This is a genomic window from Bacillus sp. 16GRE42 (assembly GCF_019837435.1).
GTDB classification, from domain to species: Bacteria; Bacillota; Bacilli; order Bacillales; family Bacillaceae_G; genus Bacillus_A; species Bacillus_A wiedmannii.
The window spans coordinates 733,212-757,588 of sequence record NZ_JADAXF010000001.1 but is presented as its reverse complement, the minus strand read 5'-3'; the positions used below and the strand labels follow the sequence as shown (position 1 = coordinate 757,588).

Sequence of the window (24,377 nt, the reverse complement as noted above, 5' to 3'; positions counted from 1 at the left end):
TACATAAGTGATGAAAAAGTTATATTAGAAGTACATAGTAGATTCATAGTCTTTCACTAATGAGAAGATAAAGGGAGGTTAAGATATTTACACGAGCTGTGTAAATATTACATATAGCAATGAATACAATTATAAAAAAAAGAGTAATTGCACTATCAACAAGTTTAGTAATGTTAGGGAGCGCACCTTTAGTGATATCAGCAGAAGAGAGTAAAAATCTTCAAACTGATCAACTTCTTATCGCGCAAGGGGAGAGTGGCACGAGCGGATTAAGTTATTCTAATTTCAATCTAGAAACTCCAGATCACATGCAAATTAACGAAGCAGAAGTATCAGAAAACGAGAAAATACTTCTAGAAGAATATAAGCATAAACATTCTGAAACAGAAGAACTAAATAAAATGAAAGAAGCTAAAACAGGTCAAGTAGCAGAAGATGAAGCTATTTCAAACATTGAAAAGGCATTTGAACATGTAGATGGTCGAAATGATGGTTCTCCTCGCGAAATGAAGCCGGTTGAAAAGCCAAGAGCTATTCAGTATAGTGCATCGATGACTACAAAGAAATATGGAACACTTGCAGGTGCCCCGTTTGTAGAGTGGATTGTTCCAGCAGGAAATCCTGATATTCGCCCGGCCAATCCGATGAAAGCACGTTACATTACAATTCATGAGACTGCAAACACAGCTCGCGGTGCGAATGCTGAAAATCATGCGAAATATTTGTATAAACAAGCAACGGAAGGTACGTTCCGAACAGCTTCATGGCATTTTACAGTAGACGATAAACAAATCTATCAGCACCTACCAACAAATGAAAATGGTTGGCATGCAGGAGATGGTGATGGCTCAGGAAACAGAGAATCTATCGGTATTGAAATTTCAGTTAACCAAGACGGAGATTACAATAAAGCGTTAGAGAATGCGAAGCGACTTGCAGGTTACTTAATGAATAAAGAAGGAATTAGCGCGGATCACATTTACAGGCATCAACAATGGAGCGGAAAAAAATGTCCTGATATTTTAATTTCTCGTGGGAATTGGACTGGCTTCGTACAAGGTATTCAATGGTATGCAAATGTTAATGCGCAAATTGACTCGCCTTTACAAGAAAGAAACGAGTTATTTGATTCAAATGAATTTAATCCAGCGGAACCTAGCATGGAGCTAGTCGTTAATGGTGACGGTATAAACGTACGTAGCGGTGCAGGAATTGAACATCAAACTGTTCGTAAAGCTTCAAACGGAGACCGTTACAAAGTGTTAGCAGTTAAAGACGGTTGGTACAAAGTAGGAAATGGAGAATGGATTTTTTATAATCCAAATTGGATTAAAATTAACTACAATGTACCAAAAGAAGAAGTACAAAAGCCAAAAGATGATATTACAGGTGGATGGTTTGAGGGACATATTCGTAAACTTCACAGTCTAGGTATTATGCATGGGGAAGGAAATGGTGTATTTGCGCCTTACCGTAATGTAACGAGAGCTGAGTTTGCGACATTAATCGCAAATGCTCTTAAACTACCAGAAGGAAATAAGTCATTTATAGATATTAACAAAGCGCATTCATCACTTCATAGCGGTATTAAACGTAGTGCAAGTGCAGGGATTATTAGCGGTCGTGGCGGAGGGGTTTTTGACCCGAATGCACCAATCACTCGTGAAGAAGCATCGATTATGATTGATAACGCATTACAGTATAAAGGTGTTACAGGTGAATTAGTCGCATTACCATTTAGGGATACACATTTGATCACATACAAACAGCCTGTTCAACGATTATACAGCTTGCAGGTAGTTACTGGCGTTGGAAATAATGAGTTTAATCCTAAAGGTACAACAACTCGTGGTGAGGCAGCTGCCTTTTTAGTGAAGATGTTAGATGCAAGTCAAAAATAGAAAGAATGGTAAAGGAGCTATCCAAAATGAAAATTTGGAACAGCTCCTTTTTATTTTAGCCCCTATGAAGCCCCTTCCAAGCCCCTCATAAGCACCTACCAAGTAATAAATCACTAAAAAAACAAAACAAAAACAAAAACAAAAACAACTACAAGAACAACAAAGCGCGAAAAAATAAAACCGGCGTTGTAGTAGTTAAAAAAGTTTGGAATTCAAATGCAAAAACAAAGCCCTTATTCCTATATGTATATTGAAAGATTGAATTCTGCCTTTTTATGAATAAAAGGAGGAGGTAAATATATGGCGGTGTACCGTAATGTGCAGGTGAGCTTTTGGCAAGATGAATTCATATTAGATTTAACGCCAGAGGAGCGTTATTTTTACATATATTTGTTAACTGGTACGAAAACGAAGCAATGTGGAATTTACGTATTACCGAAGCGTGTGGCAGAACTGGAAACAGGCTACAGTATGGAAACTGTTGAGAAGCTGTTAAATAGATTTGTTGAATACGGAAAGATTTTATACTATGCGGAAACGAAAGAGTTATACATACTAAATTGGCTACACTATAACCCTATTTTAAATACAAATGTAGAGAAGTGTGTGTTACGTGAGTTAAAGACTGTAAAAAATAAAGAGTTCATACATATGTTTTTATGTAAATGTCTTGAAGAAGAATGGAAGATTCCATTGTTATTGCAGCATTTTGGTATGCCAAAAGAAGAGGATAATAGTAGTTTACAAGAAGTTGTTGAGGAGAAGGAAGAAGAGATAGAAGAGGATACGTTGCATAGTGAAGTTTATAAGTTTTACGAACGACATATAAGTAATCTATCTCCATATATCGTGAAAGAATTGAAAGAGTGGATACAAAAGGTTTCAGGAGAGACAGTACGAAAGGCACTTAAAATTGCGTTTGAACATAATAAGCGAACGCTTGCTTATGTGAAGGGGATTTTGAGGAATTGGTGTAAGAAAGGGCGAGTAGATTTCATTGAAAGAAAGGAAGGTGTACATAAGAGAGAGGTATGTAGTTTGTATGATCCGTAGTATGAGAAAGTATGGGTTTTTCAACTTTTCTAAAAGGTTCTTCATTAAATAGTAGCGAATAGTTTGGGAAAGGAGGGGTTATATGGAAGTCGTCATAAAGAAGAAACGAACTAGAGGTAAGAAAATTTTCATTTGGTCTAGTAGTATCGTTCTTTTGTTAGTTATTTGTACAGTGATTTTTTTGAACATATATACGCTTAGTTCTGTGCCAAAGATAGATGGAACGATAAAGCTAGAGGATTTACAATATGCTGTTCAGGTAAAGCGGGATAGTAAAGGGGTACCGCATATTAAAGCGGAAAATGCACACGATTTATATTTTTCGCAAGGGTATGTACAAGCACAAGATCGTTTGTTTCAAATGGATTTAAGTAGAAGGCAAGCTTCTGGGATGTTAAGTGAAGTTGTAGGGGAAGCAGCTGTCGATCGAGATAAGTTGTTTCGAACACTCGGTTTACGACGAGCAGCCGAAGCGTCTGTTAGTCAATATGACGGGGAAGCGAAATATGCCCTGCAGTCATTTGCTGATGGGGTGAACGCTTTTATACGCGAGGCAAAAGAGGAAAAGAAATTGCCAGTTGAGTTTACTATATTAGGTTATGAGCCTACTGAATGGTCCATTGTTGATACGTTAACGATTGGAAAGTATATGGCATTTGACTTAGGTGGACATTGGCACGGACAGGCGTTTCGATATTGGGCGCTAAAAAATTTACCGAAAGAGCAAGCAAATGAGCTATTTCCTACATATCCGAAAGATGCACCTAGATTGTTAGCTGAACTGAAAAATACAAATGTGGACGTAGCACAAAGTTTTGCAAAAGCGGTCATTCCGCCAGAGTTTAATGGTAGTAATAACTGGGGCATAAGCGGTGAGAAGAGTGCGTCTGGTAAGCCAATTTTAGCGGATGATCCTCATTTATCTCTTGCGACGCCTTCTATTTGGTATCAATCGAAACTTGAAATGAAAGGTTTGAATGTGAGTGGCGTTATTTTGGCAGGAGTACCAGGTGTTATTTTAGGTCACAATGACAAAATAGCATGGGGTGTTACGAATACTGGTCCTGATGTGCAAGATTTATATATTGAGAAGCGAAATCCTAATAATGAAAATGAATTTTTGTATAACGATAAGTGGGAAAAAGCTACTGTTGTTGATGAATCTATTAAAGTAAAAGGCGGGAAAACAGTTCCGTATAATGTGACGGTTACGAGGCATGGACCAGTTATTTCAGAGTTTGCGGATAAAGGAAAAGAGAAAACGAAAACGGTATTCGCTTTGAAATGGACTGCTTTGGAGCCTTCTGCTGAATTAAAGGCCGTATTAAATATGAACAAAGCGAAAGATTGGAATGAGTTTGAAACGGCACTTCAAGACTTTCATACACCAACTCAAAACTTTGTATTTGCATCAAATGACGGCACAATTGCTTATAAAGCGAATGGAAATATACCAGTGCGTAAAAAAGGTGACGGGAGTTTGCCAGTGCCAGGGTGGACAGATGAATATGAATGGGAAGGGTATATCCCATATGATCAACTTCCAAAAGTAATAAATCCAAAACAAGGGTTTATTTCAACTGCAAATAATAAAATTGTGGATGATAATTATCCGTACCATATTAGTAATACGTGGGCGCAGCCATATAGACAAATGCGTATTCAAGAATTTTTACAAGAGAAAGAAAAGTATACGGTGAAAGATTTAGAAGAGCTACAGATGGATCAAAAAAATTTATACGGGAAAGAATTTGCTCCTATATTGTTAAAAGAGTTAAATAAAGCATCTTTAAATGAAGTAGAGAAAGAAGGCGTAAAACAATTAACAAAGTGGAATTTTAACGATAGTAAAGATGAAGCAGCACCATTACTATTCCATTTATTAATGAAAGAGATTTCGAATACGTTATTTTCAAAAGAAATACCGAAAGATGTGATGGAGTTATTTGAAGGGAAGTCACAAGTAGTTGATGAATTGATTCGAAAAGAAGTGGCAGGAGAAAATAGCGCTTGGTTTACGAAGTACGGAGGTTTCACGAAAGTTGTGCATACATCGTACGAAAATGTAATGAAGAAATTACAGAAGGAATATGGCCCTGATGTTGCGGAGTGGAAGTGGGGCGATTACCATCAACTGGCGTTCACACATCCAATTTCAAAATCATCTAGTATGCTAGCACTACTTGCATTTAATCGTGAAAAACCAATTCCAATCGGCGGCAGCCAAGTTACCGTTCAAGCAGCGAGTTACGGAGAAAACGGTATTGTCAATCACGGAGCTTCTTGGCGATTCGTGATTGATACGAAAGATATGTCAAACGGTTATCATATCGTAGGACCAGGACAATCGGGACATTTTAGAAGCGATTGGTACCATGATCAAATAGATGATTGGGTAAACGGAACGTATCATACGACTTCATTGAATACGGAGGGGATAGAGGGGAAGGTGTTAACTTTAGAGCCGAAGTGATAATATTTCCACTGATGAAAACTGTTAAATTAGAACATAACCAAGTTCTTAAATAATTTTAAAAGCCTACTATCAGATAAATTGATAGTAGGCTATTGTATTTTAGAGGATAAGATTCAATGATTTTATTATGACAAAACAGTAAGTGTTTTAACATTTACTTATACGATAACGGGCCTTATTTACTCTGTTACAAAAGAAACCACAGAAAGCGTTCTTTTTTTGTTACTCATTTTTATACACCGCAAAACATTTTGTTATTCAATAATTCCAATTTCTAGAGCCTTTTGAACAGCTTCTTCTTTGTTACGAACTCCTAGCTTTGTATAAGCTGTGGAAGCATAATTTCTGACCGTACCATTCGATAAATATAACCTTGATGCTATGGTAGTGTAACGAAGTCCTTTTGCTACTAGCTGCAATATTTCTATCTCCCTAGCTGTTAGCTCATAAGCGGTTGCTTTTGATTGTGGTGTCTCTTTTTGCTCATCAAACTTCTCAAATATTTTGTGAGACATTTCCTGATCAATTAGTGTCCCACCTTTGTGAATAAGTCGGATCGTATTAGCTAGCTCCAACGTTTCAATAGATTTGAGTAAAAAACCATCCGCACCGTTGCGAAGCGATTCCAACGCCTGTTCGGTATCTTGAAACGTTGTAAAAATCAATACGCGGATATGTGGCCATTGTTGCTTAATCTTTTTGGTTGCTTTGATTCCATCCATGTGCTGCATATCTAAATCCATAAGTATAACATGGGGTTGAAGGCGCCCACACAAATCGATGGCTTGATTGCCATCCTCAGCCAAACCGACTACATTTAAATCTTCATATCTATCGAGTAATGTCCTCAAACTTTCTCGAACAAATGGCTGATCGTCTACAATTAACAAACGAATAAGTCCATCTTTTATTTCAGTTTGTCGTGGTATGGTACATGTAACAAGCATTCCTTCCTCTGGCTTTGTATATACAGACAATTGACCTTGCAAGTTCATTGCCCGCTCTTTCATCGCATTCATCCCGAAGCCTTCCTGCCATTCTACATTTCCTTTTCCATTATCTTGAACTTCTAACCTCGTATATTGTTGTTCAAACTGCAATGAAACTATAATTTCAGTTCCCTGACCATGACGTACTGCATTCGTAAGAGACTCTTGTAAGCAACGAATGAATGCGATCTTCGCTTGCCGAGACAATTGATATTCCTCTCCGAATGTCCGAAAACTTACATTTACCTGGGCGTGCTCCTGAAATTCGGCTCCAAGATTTTGTAGAGATTGAATCAAGGAAGGCGATTGACACGGAGAATCCATTTGATGTAGGTAACCTCTCACGTCCTCGATGCTTTTCCGTCCCATTTCAAGCAGAGAGTCTAGCCTCTGTATACCCATTTCAGTAGAAATTTCGGTACGCAACGTTTCCATTCCCATAATAATAGAAGTATAAGCGTGACCAACTGTATCATGAAGCTCATTCGACAGTCTGTTTCGTTCCTCTGCCAGTGTAATGCGTTCAATCTGAGACATATACTGCTCAAGTACCGCGTTTTGTTTACGAATTGCTTCATTTTGCTTATGATTGACAATTAATAAATGAAAGGCGAATCCCATTACATAAGCGAATCCATAATAGATGACCATAACCCAATAGCTATTACTTGGCGCAACCGCATAGAAAATTCCAGTTGTTATAAAAACTGTTGTTGGAGCTGTCCAATAATAGGACAAATGCTTACTATTTGCTGCGATAAGAAACACTGATATAAGAAAAATATTGTAAGCCTCTGGAAATAAAGAGGTTAAATATATACATAGTCCACCATAAAGCAATATTTCTGTGAATAAATAATATTTATAATTGAATAGTAAGGCTACCCATGGAACAGAGAAGGCAATAATTTCCCAAAGAATAATAATCCAAAGTGGTAATGTTAAACCATCCTGAAAATTTAATGTAGCTAGAATGATAGACACACTAGCAAGTAGACGGATTCCTAACATAATCCAATCATACCAAAACCAATATTTAACCATATCAAACAAGTCATTTACCCCCTAAATAGCCTACCTTTTTACTTCCTATATTATAATTTAATCCTTCCTGCCTTATTATACTTTTTATTTTAAAACGGCGATACTACTCACAGACTGCAAATTTCTATTGATTTAGTTGCCGAATCATACTACGTGTATAGCCTCCAATTTTCTTTGTCAAACCATCTACTATTCTAATACTTATGGCGATACATACTATACCCATAAACATTACAAAGAGTGACTTGGTAAAAGTATCTATCTGTATGAATATAATGTTCATTTCGATGTATCGATACAGTAGTGGTGCCAACAGCAACATAAGTGGCATTACATAAAAAATGGTTGCACTAATGAGACTAATAATGCCAATCGCAAATTTCTGCATTAACCAATAGACAGCAGACCAAGTGCGACGATCTGTAAGCACTAATTTCATCTGAGCCCAGTTCGATGTATCCATTGTTATCCTTCTATCGTAAGAGTCTGTTGAAATGTCTGTATAAATTTTCGTCTGTATGCGCTCGAATTGGATAAAAGGTGTAGTAGTCTGTAGTACGCGTATAACTAGTGGAATCCCAATTACCGTGAATGAAAGGGTGAAGCTGAATAGCAGAGCTATTAGATAAAAACAAAAATAAAACAAGCCTGTAACGAAAGTTAGCAATAAAAAATAACCATTCTGGATGAATCTTGATTTCATAAAGTTCATCGCTCCTATCTATGTAATAACCGAATTGTACTGCTTTTTTTGTCATTCTCACTAGTGTAAAAGTGTCATATGACAGTTCTAAATGATGCTAAAAAGGGGAGAGTAACCTACTTCTGGTTAAAAAAGATGCTTATATTAATCTCCATAAAACAATCCCTTCTGGCAGATGCAAGAAGGGATTGTTTTGTACTTTTATTTAATATGAGATGGACTTGTTTTTCGAATGTGAAAAATAATATCAAATTGCTCAAGCAATGAAGTATCAAAGTATAACGAACTGTTCGGGAGGATTTGTCCCCCTAAACTTAGTAATGGTCTTTTTGCTTTAACCCATTTCTCTGCTTGTCCTTTAAGGTGACGGTTATCCAATAAAAACATGTTATATGGTACTTTTCCGAGGGTATAGTTAAAACTATTTACATTTTGTGGAATCGTATCCGTTGTAATCTTACCCCCGGTGGAAGGATTATATTCGCTGTATAAGGTGAAATTCCCCTCCGTAGTTGTACTACCAATTGTGACGTAATTATTGTCTAAACGTTCCTTTAAAAACTGCCCCGCAACATCAGGGTATAATTCCTCATCGATAATGCCTTTAGCAATATGAATATTGTGTGCCCAAACCATCGTTTTACCACCAAATGTCTCTTGTGCCCACATTGCATGATCGGCCAAGTATTGCTCATGTAGCTTTATCATACTTGGATAGTCGTTAGGCAGTAGCATTGTGGTAAATTTCTCTATTGCACTTGCCGTTGCTTTAACCCAGATGTACTCAGGTGAAACTATTTCTGTGTTGGCTTGCACATTCTCATCTTTTAGTAATCGGGCTACTCTCTCAGCGTTTGCTTTGAACTGCTCTTTCAATTCAGGAGTAAGTTTCATATATTCCTGTACACTTCCAGTAAAAGACGATAATTCTTTATAATTTTCTTCTACTTCTGCCAGCAAATCTGGTCGATGTACCCTTACATAATCAATTACTTTATTAAAGCTACCTTGGTCCAACGTTTTTAAGTCGAGCCCAATAAATTGGATCTTTTTTTTATTGGATGAATCAGCATTATAATCTTTCATCCACTCAATCATGGCTATAATTTCATCAGTAGGATATAACAAGTTTAAAAACTCCCTAGGGTTTCCTTTTCCTGTTTGGATATATTCATTTAGCTTTAAGCCGTTTCCCCAATCTTCTTCCATTGTAAAATTTGTAAAACCCATCTCAGTAACCAAATATTTCACAAGTCGAAACTTCATAGTGAAAATTTCAGAGCTTCCATGAGTATTCTCTCCTAATCCTACATATTGTGCACTCCCAATCATTTTCTTAAGTGGTTTTAAATCCTCAAATGATTTTGACGGCTCTATCGTTTTTAATGGATAAGCCTGTGATTGTATTGATTTAACTATATTTTTTTGGATTGATTGACCTGAATTTTCGACTGCTACCGTTTGAGCGTTTCCTACTTCCCCACATCCTGTGACTAATAAAGCTGTACTAACCATTGCAATTATTCTTTTCTTATTCATTTTTTTCCACCCCAATTGAATTATTTTTAAAAGCAAGATTGATTCATGTACTTGCACGTATCAATTGCCTTCATTCAATTGTTATCTATCCCATATCATATTTTCTAGTTACATATTGTCATAAGGTTAATTGACACAGGTCATAGACTAATCATTACACTTTTGTACTATCGGCTATGACAACTTATAAATAATAATTACATTGATGAGTCGCAAGTAAGACTAGATTATAAATTTGGGAGGGATTTTAAAGATGAATGAATCTGTATGCCAAAATATTTTTATGCTAAGTTGTGTCTGTGGAAATGAGAAGAAGTAAATTCGATAAACAAGTGAATTAAAGGGGAAGGGCGGATTACAATGATATTACACGCAAAATCGTTTCACAATAAAGATAAAATCCAACGTGCTAAAATAGGACTTCAACTCTTTCTGAGTATCTTAATCATTACTTCTATTATCTTAAATGTAGTAGTAATAATTACTAAAAGTATGCCGCTTATTGTGGTATATATGTTTACCCCAGCATTTTCTTCTATTTTGACTCGCATAATACTGAAAGAAGGGTTTAAAGATGTATCTTTTAGTCTCGGTAACTTAAAGATATGGAAGGGGATTGGGTTTGCTCTGCTAATACCTATGATTATTTGTGGAATTACTTATTCTATCGCCTGGTTGAGCGGAATTGCGGAGTTTCAGCATCCCGAAGGTGGTATGTTAGAACCGATCTACAATATACTTGGACTTCAGTATCTACCGGAACCATTCAGTTTCATTTATCTAGTAATATTGAGCGGCATTTTAGGAAGTTTGCTTAACTTAATCCCAGTTTTAGGAGAAGAAATGGGTTGGCGAGGTTATATGCTCACAAGGCTAGTCGATGCAGAGTTTTCACGGCCTATCCTTATTAGTGGATTGATTTGGGCAACGTGGCATGTTCCAATTGTTATTGCTGGTCTATATGTAGAGGGATCATCTATCCTACTTTCAGTACTTGGCATCTATTTTTGTATTGTGCCCTTCAGTTATATTACAGCTTATTTACGACTTATCACAGGTAGCGTTTGGCCTTCGGTTATCATCCATACCACTTGGAATGCCATTATACAAGGACCTTTCGCACGTGCAAGTACAGGATATCAAACTGAGATTTGGATTGGAGAATCTGGCTTGATAACCGCTAGTATTATCTTAATTACTGCAATAATTACGTCTCGAATAGTAAATCTTACTAAATAGCATACGGATGTGTTTTAAATTCAATTAGTGAAATATGACGAGGCGCAATTATGGATGTTCAAAGACATGAAAGTAATACAAATGAGATTCTTATTTCTGCTGAGAGCTATTGAGCAGATGAAGTACGTGATTGCTCGTGAATTAGGAGTCACATTAGGACCGGATACATCAGCACGTGCAAATGGTTCTGTCGGTGGAGAAATTACAAAATGCTTAGTTCGAATGACAGAAGAACAATTAACAGGACAATATAGGTTACAGTAAGTTAAGGTGATAAATAAAAAAACATATATGGATTCTTTTCAGACTGTGGAGAAAATCTTCTCCACAGTCTGTTTTTGTGTAAAAAGAGGAGTAAGGACTTCTGGAAGAAATACAACGGATACTGAAAGCATTGATTCAATTCTTTTGATTTCATCAGTACTCCAGTTGAAAGTTTTTACAATAAGTATAGCGTTTTTTTATTTTGAGGATATAATTTTAACTTCGCTTGATGAGCATGTGGCGTTACCCTATTATGTTTTTCTTATGACTATCAATCGAATATCAAAAATTATGTAATGACCGAAATATATTTTTCGGAAATTTGTTTTTTTATTAATTATATATCTGAATATATAATTTTGTTGAATAGATAAATTATTGACAAAGAGAGGGGTCTATAAAATGAATTTCATTGCAAAATTAATAAACCGCTTATTTTATAATACTATCAGTATAAAAACGTGATGTCTTTTATAACAACGAGGGTTATTTAAGGGGGCAGTTCATTTTTCTAATGAGGAATTGGAGCTGTTTTTATGATGGAATATACTTTCACTTTTAGGAACGGATATTTTCAAATGCTAACCCTTAATGAAATAATGATATGTTATAATTTTCATAATATATATGCAAAGAAAGGATGGAATGAGCACACAAATAAAGGTAACACCGGAACAATTAGAACAAGCTGCTAAAACCGTAAGCAATACGAGATCATCATTAGAATATATACATAAAGATTTATACTCTCAAATTGAATATATAGCTTCTCAGTGGAGCGGAGCAAGCAGTGATCGTTTCTATCAGATGTTTAATGAAGCAAAACCAATGATGTTTAACATTTTGCAAGAATTAGATAAAATCGCAGTAGAATTAGAACGTGCAGCTGTTAAATTCCGAGAAGCGGATGAATCGTATGACGGAAATTTAGTTGACTCTGATATTCAAGAAGGAGCCATGTGTGGAAAACTCCCTCCAAAATCAGAAGAGTCATTTTTCAATAAAAAGGATTTAAATGCTGCGTGGACGGGTATTTCTACTGGTTTTGTAGATGGTGTTGTAGATGCATGGAAAGGATTCGTAGCTTTAGGAGATAAAGAAACTTAGTTAAATATGCGAGATGCGATTGTAAACTATAGAGAGACTATTCCTGCTGTATGGAACACTGTATCAGATACATTTATGAATAATTTTTGGAATGGAGATCTGGAAAGCAGAGAACATTATGCAGCTTACGCAGTCACTACGCTACTCACAGGCTTTGTTGGTAGCAAAGGCTAGATAAAGTAGGACAAGCAGGTAAGGTGGCTGCTATTACAGGGTTTACTAAAGGGAAAATCACTTGTGACTAATTCTCCGGCATACAGAAATGCATTACACATATTAAATAACTATGAATTTAAAGCTGGTAATCATCTTTCATATGCAGGTGTCGGTAGTACACAACCATATTTACAGAAAGCAGCTACGTATACTTATGAAGGTGCAAATGGACCAAAAACGATTCGTTTGCGTAAAGGAGACTTAGCAGGAGATAAGCACCCTGTTACAGGTATTCCGTATGATGCTGAAGGATTTCCTATTTTTGAATCAAAAGGCGAGGTAATGTTAAAAGAGGCAGATTTCAAAAAGTCTAGAACAACACAGTCTAGAAAGTGTAGTAAGGCATTATATGAACAAATAATGGAAAGTCCTGAATTAGCTTTAAAATTTACGGATGAAGAAATTCAATTATTTAAAATGGGAAAAACTCCAGAGCATTATACATGGCATCATCATCAAGACACTGGAAGGATGCAACTTGTAGATTATCAGACTCATCATGATACTGGTCATACAGGTGGATATAAAATTTGGGGAAAAGATAGCGATAAATAGGGAGGTATTTAGCCATGAGTCACATTACATGGATTAATGTAAATGAAAAAAGAGTAACAGATGACCAAATTAAACAATTAGAACAATACTTAAATATTAAATTTCCTAATGATTTTATTGATTGTGTACAAAAATATGATGGTGGATATCCAACGCCAGATACATTTAACATTCCAAATCAAGATGAAAATTCACTTAATAATCTTTTAACCTTAGATTCTGATAGAAAATATTCAATTCTAGAAACATATAATAGTACGAAAGATAGATTACCTGACAAAATATATCCTTTTGCTAGAGATCCATTCGGCAATCTTCTATGCTTTGATTATCGAAACAACACTGATTCACCAATAATCGTATTCTGGGATCATGAGGAAGAAGACATAGAGGAAGCAATATATCCTGTTTGCTCAACATTTACAGAATTACTTGCTAGTCTACGTGATTTCGAAGAAGAAGATTGAGGGAACTAAAAAAACGTCCTAGAATTCTAGGACGTTTTTTTATGATTTACTAATTTTCTAACCATCATCCGCTTTCTCAAGTTTAATTACGATTACTTTTTTGGATTACCTTTATATTACAGCATCAACAGTTATTGTAGCTGAACGAGCTTTAAACAAGATTACTGGAGATACGGAAACAATATGGATTCAAGAAAGTCAATAACTGTGATGTAGAAAGACATGAAAGTAGGAACTAATTATACAGTGTAGAATGCTGAATTAACTATAGACACCTTTCATTTGGTACCCATTTTCTTGTCCATATATTGAGACAAGAAAATGGGTACTTCTTAAAGAAGTAATTATTACTTTGTACACAGTTAAGCATTTATTTGTATGATGGTGTGATTTTTGAAAGAAGAACAAAGGAATTCTTAACTGCAAAAGTAAATAATGAAGTAAATATAAAAGTAATACAAATAAAAAGCGAATATAGATAAAATTTTTTTGATACATTTATGATTATAAAAATTTATTTATATGAAAAATATAATTTAATTAGGCCGTTAGAAGGAAGGCGACAATTTCAATTGTATAAGGACAAAAAAGGAGCGGAAATAAGCTCCTTTTTATTTACCTTACTATTTTTAGGAGGTTAGTATGAATAAGATATGAATAAAGGATGAATAGCATTTTTATGGATGAAAATTCCACTCTTTTTTTAATGGAATATATGTGAAACGTTGTATAGAATAAGCAAGAATGCCAAAAATTATAGGAGGAAAGTTGTGAAGAAAAATAAGAGTTTAGTAAGTTTTTTAGGAGTGTGTATGATGTTGTTTTCTTTTTGTTTCCAAGGAAATGTACAGGCAGATGTGAATACTGTTCAATCAGGAAAGATAAAGTCAGGAAACGTAACGGTGTGGGAAGTTGGAAATGTATCGAAAGTGTTAGCGGATGTAGAGCGCTTAAATTTAAATACAGTAAATGTACCGATTCAGGTAGATATTCCGAACGTGACTTCTACGAACATGGTAATTAATCAAGCGCAAAAGCAACAGGCTATTATTTTAATTCAAGAATTATCAAAGCGTAATATTCAAGTTATTGTGGAACCGTTCCCATATATTCAGCAAGGAAATGTTGGGGAAACGGAATGGAATCCGAGTAATATTAATGATTTCTTCTGGAATTGGAAAACGGTTATTCTGCAAGACATCTTTCATTCGATTACGAGTAAATACAATGTGTACGGACTTAAGATTGCCTCTAATTTCGTGAACATGGAATATGCAGAAGGATACTGGAACGATACGATTGATTTTGTTCGTAAGCAGTACAAAGGAAATGTTTTGTATCAAATGAATTGGTGGTTAACAGCAAGCTTTGATCTTTCGTATGAAGCAAAGTTTAAGGAGAAAATCAATCGTCCGTATTTAAAAAAGGTTGATATTGTAAGTATCGATAGTTGGTTTGAAGTTTCGGGAAAAAGAAATCCAACATACGAAGAAGTAAAGCAAAGTTTATTTGCGACGACAGTGTATAATCGTGGGCAAAATGTTGTGCAGCAATTGGAACAATTACATAAAGCAACAGGAAAGCCCGTTTATTTTGGTGGATTTAACGTTCCGGCGCGTGAGCTTGGATTACAAAATCCGTGGAATCCAGATGTTTCTAATATGTTTTCAAAGGACGTACAATTAAACGGATGGCGCGCTTACCGAGAAGTATTAGAAACGAAACCGTATTTTAAAGGTTTTTCTATTTGGTTTATTGGCTCTAATGATAGTACACATGCGTATCAAATACATAGTAAAGAAGCCGAAACGGTTATTAATGGCTGGTATCAAAAATAATTTTTATTAAATAGGTAAGTTTTGAATTTTACCACATATATTTCTAGAGAAAGGCCTTTCACCATCTTATCACCTAGGGGGCAATCATAATGAAATTTTTGTCTTACCTTACAGTAATTTTGGTGATTCTTGGCGGTTTGAATTGGTTATTTGTAGCGTTAGATTACAATGTAGTTGAGAAATGGTTTGGTTCTATGCCGGCGCTTGTGGACACTATTTATTGGCTCTTTGGTCTTTCTGCTATTTATCAAATTTTTGATAGGTTCTTCACGGACAATTAGCAATTATACTTTATTACTAGAGTGTTAAGTACGATTATGTACTTAACACTTTTTTGTATGTTTATAAAAAATAGTTTGCAATTGCAAGCGATTCCATTGCGTCTTGCGCCGTAATAGTGGAAAACAAATTGACCACGTATTATATTTCGGGTTATAATTCAGAAAGTTTAAAAATTAATAAAAATGAGAAATAGGGAGGTTATTAAGGTGATGGAGAGAGTATATAATTTTTCAGCTGGACCATCAATACTCCCTTTGCCAGTTTTAGAGAAAGTGCAAAAGGAGCTTGTAAATTATAACGGGACAGGCATGTCTATTATGGAAATGAGTCATCGATCTTCTTATTTTCAAAGTATTATAGATGAAGCGAGTAAACTACTTCGTGAATTAATGAACATTCCTGATGAGTATGAAGTACTGTTTTTACAAGGCGGTGCGTCATTACAATTCTCTATGATACCGTTAAATGTAATGAATACGTACAAAAAAGCAGGGTACGTATTGACTGGTTCATGGTCTAAAAAGGCACTGCAAGAAGCTGAAAAAGTAGGAGAAGTACAAGTGCTTGCTTCTTCTGAAAAAGAGAAGTTTACTACAATTCCTAAACTGGATGGTTTACTAGGCGATGAAAAACTAGATTATGTACATATTACAACAAACAATACAATTGAGGGTACGAAATATGTGGACATTCCACGTTTAGATACAGTACCGCTCGTTGCGGATATGTCCTCAAATATTTTATCAGAACAATATGATGTTACGAAGTTTGGTCTTATATATGCGGGAGCGCAAAAGAATTTAGGGCCAGCGGGCTTAACGATTGCTATTATAAAAAGAGATTTAATTGGGGGAGCAGAACGCTCTTGTCCTACAATGTTAAACTATGAAACTTACAGCAAAAATAACTCCTTATATAATACACCGCCGTCCTTTAGTATTTACGTAACGAAACTTGTACTAGAGTGGTTGAAAGAGCAAGGCGGGGTATCTGCGATTGAAGAACAGAATAGAATGAAATCTTCACTTCTTTACAATTTCTTAGATGAATCAAAATTGTTTACTTCACCAGTTGATCCTACGTATCGATCACTTATGAATATTCCGTTTACAACACAGTCAGAAGAGCTGAACAATGAGTTTTTACAAAAAGCGAAAGAACACGGCCTTGTTACGTTAAAAGGACATCGCTCAGTCGGTGGTATGCGTGCAAGTATTTACAATGCGATGCCAGTACACGGTGTACAGCAATTAGTAAATTATATGAAGGAATTTGAGCTTGAGAATAGATAGGGAGATGGGGATATGTTTCGTGTTCAAACGTTAAATCAAATTGCGGAAAAGGGTTTGCAAGTTCTTGACGGAGAGCGTTATGAAGTAGGGGATAGAATGGACCACCCAGACGGTATTTTACTTCGCAGCTATTCTTTACACCAAGAAGAATTTTCAAAAGAATTAAAGGCGATTGCAAGAGCTGGTGCTGGTGTAAATAATATTCCTGTCGAGAGATGTACAGAAAAAGGGATTGTAGTATTTAATACACCAGGAGCGAATGCCAATGCAGTAAAGGAGCTTATTATCGCTAGTCTTATTATGTCTTCACGTAACATTATTAACGGTGTAAGCTGGACGAAAAATTTAGAGGGTGAAGAAGTACCGCAGCTTGTTGAATCAGGGAAAAAACAATTCGTTGGATCAGAAATTGCAGGGAAACGTCTAGGTGTAATCGGCCTTGGTGCAATCGGTGCTTTAGTTGCGAATGATGCGTTAGCTTTAGGAATGGACGTTGTCGGATATGATCCTTACATTTCAGTTGAAACTGCATGGCGCCTTTCAACACATGTGCAAAGAGCATTTAGTTTAGATGAAATTTTTGCAACATGTGATTATATTACACTTCATATTCCTCTTACGAATCAAACGAAGGGAATTATTGGTGAACACGCTGTAGAGAAGATGAAAAAAGGTATGCGTTTATTCAATTTCTCTAGAGGAGAACTTGTAGATGAAAATGTTCTTCAAAAAGCGTTAGAAGAAGATGTTATTACGCATTACGTAACAGACTTCCCGAATGAAAATGTGATAAAGATGAAAAATGTAACAGCGACGCCCCATCTTGGTGCATCTACGTCTGAATCGGAAGAAAATTGTGCGATCATGGCAGCGCGCCAATTACGTGAATATTTAGAGACAGGAAATATTCGTAATTCAGTAAACTATCCAAACGTCGAACTGCCGTATATCGGAAAAAAACGAATTACGATTATGCATCAAAACGTTCCGAACATGGTAGGACAAATTACAGGATGTTTAGCAGAACATCATATTAATATTGCCGATATGATTAATCGTAGTAAACATTCTTGGGCGTACACAATGATTGATATTGATAACGGAATTGATGATATAATAAAAGAGAATATAGTGGAAAATATAAGCAAAATTACAGGTGTTGTAGCCGTTCGAATGATTGTGTAAAGGAGAGAGGAACTTGGCAAAAATCCGACCGTTTCGGGCCATTCGTCCAGTAGAAGAAAAAGCAGCGGAAGTTGCAGCTTTACCGTATGACGTATTAAATAGTGAAGAAGCAAGAGAGGTTGTAAAAGGGAATCCGTATTCTTTCTTACACGTTGATAAAGCGGAAATTGATTTAGACCCGGCACTTTCACCGTACGATGATCGTGTATATGAAAAAGCGGGTGAAAATTTAAATCGATTTATACGAGAAGAAGTGTTCACTCAAGACGAAGAGCCAGCGTTATACATTTATGAACTGACGATGCAAGGAAGAACGCAGTCAGGCCTTGTCGTTTGTACATCGATTGATGAGTATGAAGATGATACAATTAAAAAACATGAAAGAACACGTCATGAAAAAGAACTAGATCGCATTCGCCACGTAGATGTATGTGACGCAAATACGGGTCCTATCTTTTTAACGTATCGTACAAAAGAAGAGATAAAGCGTTTCATTGCCAGCTGGAAAGAAGAACATGCGCCAATCTATACATTTACAGCAGAAGACGGCGTTAGGCACGTTGCTTGGAAAATAGCTGATGAAGAAGTAATTGCAAGTTTAGTAAACTTATTTGAAGATATTCCTAACCTGTACATTGCAGATGGACATCACCGCTCTGCATCAGCTGCAAAAGTAGGGATCATGCGAAGAGAACAATATCCGAATTACACAGGAGAAGAAGAGTTTAATTTCTTCCTATCTGTATTATTCCCTCACGATGAATTATCCATTTGGGACTATAACCGAGTTGTGAAAGATTTAAACGGCTTATCAGAAGAACAGTTTTTAAAGCAAATTGCACAATACTTTTATGTAGAAGAAGCAGCTGTTTCTCCGTATAAACCAAATGAGCCAAAAACATTTGGAATGTATGTAAACGAGAAATGGTATAAGCTCAATGTGAAAGAGGAAACATTTGATGCGAACGACCTTGTAAAAGGTTTAGATGTATCTATTCTGCAAGATCATTTATTAAGCCAAGTACTTGAAATACATGATCCGCGATCTGATTCACGTATCGATTTTGTAGGAGGAATCCGCGGATTAGAAGAACTAGAACGACTTGTAAATAGCGGTGAATATAAAGCAGCGTTCTCATTATATCCGACATCAATGGAATCTTTATTAGCAATCGCAGACGCTGGAGAAGTTATGCCGCCGAAATCAACGTGGTTTGAACCGAAACTGCGTAGTGGGTTGTTTGTACATTCTTTAAAGTAAATATAGACTTCGTTAGATTGAAAAACCGAAATGATTATAGTTTCGGTTTTTCTTATGTTAAAAGTGTTTTTGAGGAGGGGTATGGATGGAATTGAAAGTAGGAGAAAAAATCACCTTTGAACGAACTTTTACAAAAGAAGATGTTGCGTTATTTACGGAAGTATCGAAAGATGAAGGTGTTCATCATGTTACACCAGATGAGCAGGGGAGATTCGTTGTACAAGGACTGTTAACATCAACATTGCCTACAAAAATTGGCGGTGATTATAACGTATTAGCTCGCAAGATGGATTTTGAATTTTTACGTCCTGTGTTTAGCGGTGATACGATTCGTTGTGACGTAACCATTGAACAATTTGAGCCTGATGAAAAAAATCGTACAAAGATTATTGCGATGTTTGTATGTAGGAATCAACTTGAAAAAGAAGTTATGAAGGGGAGTTTTTCTGGGATTATTCTTTAGTTAGTAGGAAAAGTAATGAATAGGTGGGGGCCACATGCCTCTCGAGCTTAGATTTTTAATTCCACCATAACGAAAATTTTATGCATCGTTGAATACTGATAATAAGACGTTATGTAATATACTTTGTTCTTTTCTTAACTAATAGAAGAATAGTTGAATAAGCTCGTCAACAAAAAAAGGACATTCCTAGTATTACAAGAAATGTCCTTTCCACTAAATTATAGGATATTTTGCTAAAATTCAAACTCTAAAATCAGTTTACTAGTTTGACCTGTAAACTGATAATGGTAGGACCCTCTCAGATCTTCTAAGTTACCAGTAGCTTTAATAATTGTTCCTGGGGAATCTAGATTTCCTTTATCAAATATTCCTTGCTCTATAGCTGTAAATGTCCCTTGTTGCCCCTTATAAATTCCTTCAAAGTGTAAAAATCCAGAAATTTTAGCAGTAGCCAAGTGACCATCATTTATATTTGAGTCTAAATAATATAACAAGTATTCAACAAAAGCTTTTCCTTTTAATTCACCATCAATATCATATTCAACATGGGCAATATTGATAGGGAAATCTTTTCTAGTATCATCGATTAGTTTTTCATCCCATTTACTTACTGTAAATGTTACTTCCATACACGTAATCTCCCTCCAATTATATACTTTTAAAAAGTATTAATTCACAGTCATATCTCATAGGAGTGATTTTATTTATTGGGGTCCTTTCATGGCGCTATCAAGCTAACCAAAATAAAATACTCTCTAAAATGAAAAAACACGCTATTTTTTCTGTAGGATCAGGAAAATGGCTATACTTATTTAAAGTTTTCCTTTATTCTATGCCACTCTCTAAAATAGAGAAAGACCCATTTTCACAATCAATTTCTGCCATCGCACCGTAAGGTAAAATAAACTTCGGCTCGGTATGGCCAAAATTTAAATTATAAAGAATCGGCAAATCTTCTAAATTATGTTCCTTCATTACTTGCAGTATTTCATGTTTATATTCTTCATAATACATTTCGTCTTTTGGTTTACCAAAAATGATGCCCCTTGCTTTTTGCAGAATGCCTTGTGCTGCATAATTTCGTAACCAATACTTTATATAGCTTGGTTCTGGATGGTCTTCAGAAGTTTCAAAGAAAAGGATACGATTCTCCCAATATTTTTTCTCAGGCCAAAGCTCCGTACCTTTTGCAAATTCCAATACTTCTATACAACCACCAATTAAGCGTCCTTGTACGGTAGTAGAGCCTTGAAGTAGTTCATAGCCATTGTTTTGTTGCATCGTACGCCTTGTATCTTTATTTACCTCTATCCATTCTAAACGCTCACTTGTCCATTCAGGAGCTGGTTGAATCTCGCCAATTGTCTCATTTGAAAAGAGAGTCCGATTTACCATTTCAACTGTATATGGATCCATCTCTACATTTTCGGCAAAATCAGTTAAAATGGCTGGACCGTAAAAAGAGGAAACTCCTGCTTTATGACAAAACAAGTGTGAAACGGTAACGTCAGAGTACCCCATAAAAATTTTCGGATTTTCACGTATTACATTAAAATCTATATAAGGAAGTAAGCGGATGCTATCTTCACCGCCAATATTCGCAATAATTGCTTTCACGCGCGTATCCTTAAAAGCTGTCATTAAATCTTCCGCACGAGCCTGTGGATTGTTATAAATGAATTCGCTACCTTTTAAACTATTTGGCATTGGGATAACCGTAAGACCGAAAACTTCTTCTAATCTTTTTACTCCTTGTTCATAACGCCATCTTATCTCAGAATCGCCTGCGCCTCCCCATGAAGGACTTACTGTTGCCACAATATCTCCTGCCTGTAATCTCTTTGGTTTCTTTAACATATTAACTCCGCTCCTACATAATGTAATGGACTACGATTATACAAACTGTAGCATTGAAAAAATATGATGCATCACATTATTTTCTTCATCATTAATCCGTTTACCTGCCAGTATTTAAGAATTCAGTCTTAGTGTTGAGTATATTTAAAAGTTACAGTATGCAACATTGCATAAGAAAGATAGTTGCTATTTTGTACAACCTGTAACTATAATGGTTACAGGTTGGTCGTATCCAATCAAAAAATATAATCATCATGAATGGAGAGGTTACATATGGGTATGAAAAAAATAATTTTAGCAGGTGCTTTAGGAATCGCAGCATTATCAGGAACGAATTTACCAGGATTAGAACTGTCAAAAGCGAGTGCCGCTTCTATGGAATCCAATTTCTCGACGTTAGAAGGACGAGTAATAGAAGTAGATAACGGTGTAATTGTCGTAAAATCTAAGCAATATGAGGAACCTGTTAGTGTGTATATGGATTCCCTTTCAAATGTGAAAGTAGGAGATGAAGTAAAAGTTACTGGATCTATGATGCGTAATTTCACGGAATATATGATTGCAAATTCAGTTGAAAATACGTCACATAAATTAGGTATGCACATGAAAGAAGATGGTTCTCCTGATTATGTGATTGGGGAAGTATCAAAAGTAGGAACGAGGGAAGAGGAAGGAGAAGGTTCTACTAAATATGTCGTAGTTGAGTATCCATCACTAAACGGGAAGAAAGTTATTATTGATGTTTTCTTAACGAAGGGACAAGTATTTCATACGGGTGAGAAAGTAAAAATTGATATGAAGTTTGTAGGATGGGGCGGAAGTTCTATTAACTGGAACACAACGGACAACATTGAAAAAGTTCATGAGGTAAAGAGCGACGTTGAAAATAATGATGATGTTTGGATTTGGTCTTAATTAGAATTCTGTAAATAACAAATGTATCATGCAGTATCCATCGAATCATCATATGTATGATAATTCGATGGGTACTTTTTTGTTTTATGTTTTTTTGAGAATAACGGATTTCTGATTAGAATATGATGTTAATACTGGAGCGAAGGTGAAAAAAATAATATGAAAAGAGGTGTTTAAGGGTGGAGCGAGATGAGGTTTATTTACGAGCTAAAAAAAGGGTAGAGAATTTACAAGCGTTTTATATTCATTTAACGGTCTATATACTAGTGAACTTAATGCTTTTTATTATAAATATAAGCTCTGATTCAAGTAAATTATGGTTTGTATATCCACTTGCAGGTTGGGGGATCGGTATCGTTATACACGGTTTGACAACTTTTCCAGTTGGGATATTCGGAAAAGAGTGGGAAGAACGAAAGATTAAAGAATATATGGAGAAAGATAAGTAAATTTATTTCTGGAATGTATGAATATAAATCTCTGGGATCAAATGTTTGATGCGAAGTCTATTCTATAGCTTCGCCTATTTGTTTTGTATTCGAAGTTTGTGCGAGTGAGTGTTCATATTCATTTTTTAGCATCAACTGCATGTGAAATCAAAACTTTACTTGTAGTACATAATAAATACAGTTGTTTTATTTTTTAAATTACATGTGGATATAGGATAAAGTTGTTTTATCATCCTATATTAAAATAAAAATAAACCACTGTTCGATTTGAATATTCCACGATATAATGGTGAGAGTTTATGACAGAATAAATATTTACATAAGAAGTGAGGTACTGTATGAAAAAAAGAACGACAGACATTATTTTTATTATTATTGGTGCATTTCTATTTGCGTTAGGTGTCAATTTGTTTGTTATCCCGAACGAGTTTGGTGAGGGTGGAGTAACTGGTATCACGATTATTACGTATTATTTATTTGAATGGTCACCAGGCTTAGTTAACTTAATTTTAAATGCGATTTTGTTAATAGCTGGTTATAAATTTTTGAATAAGATTACAACAATTTATACGATTATCGCTGTAGTTACGAATTCGCTATTCCTTCATTTGACAGAAGGTTGGACGATTGCTTCGGATGAAATGCTTGTAAATGCCATTTTCGGAGGAATATTTATTGGGTGCGGGATTGGTCTTATTATTCGCGTTGGCGGAACAACAGCAGGTACTACCATTTTAGCAAGGATGACGCATAAATATTTAGGATGGAGCATTAGCTACGGTCTACTGTTCTTCGATTTAATTGTTGCGTTTTCATCTTATTTCATCATTGGTGCAGAAAAACTGATGATAACAATTATTATGCTATATGTAGCAACGAAAGTGATGGAGTTTGTAATTGAAGGTTTAAATCCGAAGAAAGCCATTACGATTATTTCTGATAACCCGAATGAAATTGCCGGGAAGGTAACTACCTTAATGGGCAGAGGGGTTACTGTGTACTCAGGTCATGGCTATTACACGAAAACTCCGAAGGAAATTCTTTATGTTGTTATTAATAAGCAAGAAGTAGTCAAGCTAAAACGGATTGTTCAAACTACAGATCCGGCTGCGTTCATTGCTATACACGATGTTCGTGACGTATTTGGAGAAGGATTCGTAGATATTTCTAAAGCATAGAAATTACTTTTCATTAAAATAATCTTAATACTAAAACGTAAGAATCTATTTTGAATAATCTTTTTTCAAAATAGATTCTTTTTATTTATCTTAAAATGTTGGTT

The 24,377-nt window shown here is 35.5% G+C and carries 19 protein-coding genes and 2 pseudogenes; 16 read left to right on the top strand and 5 right to left on the bottom strand.

Translation table 11 applies throughout. From position 1 onward, the window contains the following. Nucleotides 1–119 precede the first annotated feature (119 nt). The 3 genes from ILS93_RS03905 to ILS93_RS03895 all read left to right on the top strand — a co-directional run bounded on the left by ILS93_RS03905 (nt 120) and on the right by ILS93_RS03895 (nt 5,427). Nucleotides 120–1,901, top strand: a complete 1,782-nt coding sequence (locus tag ILS93_RS03905; RefSeq protein WP_064475826.1) for an S-layer homology domain-containing protein — start codon at nt 120–122, stop codon at nt 1,899–1,901. 300 nt (nt 1,902–2,201) lie between these two features. Then, on the top strand, nt 2,202–2,954 hold the full coding sequence (locus ILS93_RS03900) for a DnaD domain-containing protein (RefSeq protein ID WP_222660014.1): 753 nt from the start codon (nt 2,202–2,204) through the stop codon (nt 2,952–2,954). Between the two features lie 82 nt (nt 2,955–3,036). Then, on the top strand, nt 3,037–5,427 hold the full coding sequence (locus tag ILS93_RS03895; RefSeq protein WP_222660012.1) for a penicillin acylase family protein: 2,391 nt from the start codon (nt 3,037–3,039) through the stop codon (nt 5,425–5,427). A 257-nt stretch (nt 5,428–5,684) separates the two neighbouring features. Here the strand turns inward: ILS93_RS03895 and ILS93_RS03890 are convergent, their stop codons facing one another. The 3 genes from ILS93_RS03890 to ILS93_RS03880 form a co-directional block, all read right to left on the bottom strand. Then, nucleotides 5,685–7,472 (bottom strand): helix-turn-helix transcriptional regulator, encoded by a 1,788-nt coding sequence (locus tag ILS93_RS03890; RefSeq protein ID WP_064475823.1) that lies wholly within the window; start codon nt 7,470–7,472, stop codon nt 5,685–5,687. A 115-nt stretch (nt 7,473–7,587) separates the two neighbouring features. Continuing rightward, nucleotides 7,588–8,166: a sensor domain-containing protein gene (locus ILS93_RS03885; RefSeq protein WP_088047160.1), complete on the bottom strand. Its 579-nt coding sequence runs from the start codon at nt 8,164–8,166 to the stop codon at nt 7,588–7,590. Nucleotides 8,167–8,367: 201 nt separating this feature from the next. After that, complete coding sequence (locus tag ILS93_RS03880) at nt 8,368–9,705, bottom strand: erythromycin esterase family protein (RefSeq protein ID WP_064475821.1); 1,338 nt, start codon at nt 9,703–9,705, stop codon at nt 8,368–8,370. 360 nt (nt 9,706–10,065) lie between these two features. On the opposite strand from ILS93_RS03880, the gene ILS93_RS03875 reads away from it, so the two are divergent. The 10 genes and pseudogenes from ILS93_RS03875 to ILS93_RS03830 all read left to right on the top strand — a co-directional run bounded on the left by ILS93_RS03875 (nt 10,066) and on the right by ILS93_RS03830 (nt 19,874). Next, nucleotides 10,066–10,944, top strand: coding sequence for a CPBP family intramembrane glutamic endopeptidase (locus ILS93_RS03875; RefSeq protein WP_088047162.1), 879 nt, complete (start codon nt 10,066–10,068; stop codon nt 10,942–10,944). A gap of 50 nt (nt 10,945–10,994) precedes the next feature. After that, nucleotides 10,995–11,208 (top strand): annotated as a pseudogene (locus ILS93_RS03870) (alpha/beta-type small acid-soluble spore protein). Nucleotides 11,209–11,853: 645 nt separating this feature from the next. Next, nucleotides 11,854–13,086, top strand: a pseudogene (locus tag ILS93_RS03865) (WXG100 family type VII secretion target). A 14-nt stretch (nt 13,087–13,100) separates the two neighbouring features. Then, nucleotides 13,101–13,553 carry an SMI1/KNR4 family protein gene (locus ILS93_RS03860; RefSeq protein ID WP_000018399.1) on the top strand — a complete coding sequence of 151 codons (453 nt, stop codon included), beginning with the start codon at nt 13,101–13,103 and terminating at the stop codon, nt 13,551–13,553. 770 nt (nt 13,554–14,323) lie between these two features. Then, nucleotides 14,324–15,391, top strand: coding sequence for a glycoside hydrolase family 113 (locus tag ILS93_RS03855; protein WP_064475818.1), 1,068 nt, complete (start codon nt 14,324–14,326; stop codon nt 15,389–15,391). Between the two features lie 89 nt (nt 15,392–15,480). Further along, the gene (locus ILS93_RS03850) at nt 15,481–15,672 is read left to right on the top strand and encodes a DUF378 domain-containing protein (RefSeq protein WP_000670800.1); all 192 of its coding nucleotides are present in this window, start codon (nt 15,481–15,483) and stop codon (nt 15,670–15,672) included. Nucleotides 15,673–15,882: 210 nt separating this feature from the next. Next, on the top strand, nt 15,883–16,965 hold the full coding sequence (gene serC / locus ILS93_RS03845) for a 3-phosphoserine/phosphohydroxythreonine transaminase (RefSeq protein WP_064475979.1): 1,083 nt from the start codon (nt 15,883–15,885) through the stop codon (nt 16,963–16,965). 12 nt (nt 16,966–16,977) lie between these two features. Continuing rightward, nucleotides 16,978–18,150 carry a 3-phosphoglycerate dehydrogenase family protein gene (locus tag ILS93_RS03840; protein ID WP_064475817.1) on the top strand — a complete coding sequence of 391 codons (1,173 nt, stop codon included), beginning with the start codon at nt 16,978–16,980 and terminating at the stop codon, nt 18,148–18,150. A gap of 13 nt (nt 18,151–18,163) precedes the next feature. Continuing rightward, entirely contained in the window at nt 18,164–19,411 is a 1,248-nt protein-coding gene (locus tag ILS93_RS03835; protein WP_064475816.1) for a DUF1015 domain-containing protein, read from the top strand. Nucleotides 19,412–19,496: 85 nt separating this feature from the next. After that, on the top strand, nt 19,497–19,874 hold the full coding sequence (locus ILS93_RS03830) for a hotdog family protein (protein ID WP_064475815.1): 378 nt from the start codon (nt 19,497–19,499) through the stop codon (nt 19,872–19,874). Between the two features lie 233 nt (nt 19,875–20,107). Here ILS93_RS03830 and ILS93_RS03825 read toward each other — a convergent pair whose 3' ends face one another. Together ILS93_RS03825 and ILS93_RS03820 are read right to left on the bottom strand one after the other, a co-directional pair. Then, nucleotides 20,108–20,503, bottom strand: a complete 396-nt coding sequence (locus ILS93_RS03825) for a DUF3224 domain-containing protein (RefSeq protein ID WP_064475814.1) — start codon at nt 20,501–20,503, stop codon at nt 20,108–20,110. A 196-nt stretch (nt 20,504–20,699) separates the two neighbouring features. Beyond that, nucleotides 20,700–21,731, bottom strand: a complete 1,032-nt coding sequence (locus tag ILS93_RS03820) for a S66 family peptidase (protein WP_222660010.1) — start codon at nt 21,729–21,731, stop codon at nt 20,700–20,702. A gap of 273 nt (nt 21,732–22,004) precedes the next feature. Here ILS93_RS03820 and ILS93_RS03815 point away from each other — a divergent pair, with 273 nt between their 5' ends. The 3 genes from ILS93_RS03815 (at nt 22,005) to ILS93_RS03805 (ending at nt 24,273) form a co-directional block, all read left to right on the top strand. Further along, on the top strand, nt 22,005–22,646 hold the full coding sequence (locus tag ILS93_RS03815) for an ATP F0F1 synthase subunit alpha (RefSeq protein ID WP_064475812.1): 642 nt from the start codon (nt 22,005–22,007) through the stop codon (nt 22,644–22,646). Between the two features lie 179 nt (nt 22,647–22,825). After that, nucleotides 22,826–23,095, top strand: a complete 270-nt coding sequence (locus ILS93_RS03810) for a 2TM domain-containing protein (RefSeq protein ID WP_000438999.1) — start codon at nt 22,826–22,828, stop codon at nt 23,093–23,095. A 338-nt stretch (nt 23,096–23,433) separates the two neighbouring features. Next, nucleotides 23,434–24,273, top strand: a complete 840-nt coding sequence (locus tag ILS93_RS03805) for a YitT family protein (protein WP_000747488.1) — start codon at nt 23,434–23,436, stop codon at nt 24,271–24,273. The last annotated feature ends 104 nt before the right edge of the window (nt 24,274–24,377 follow it).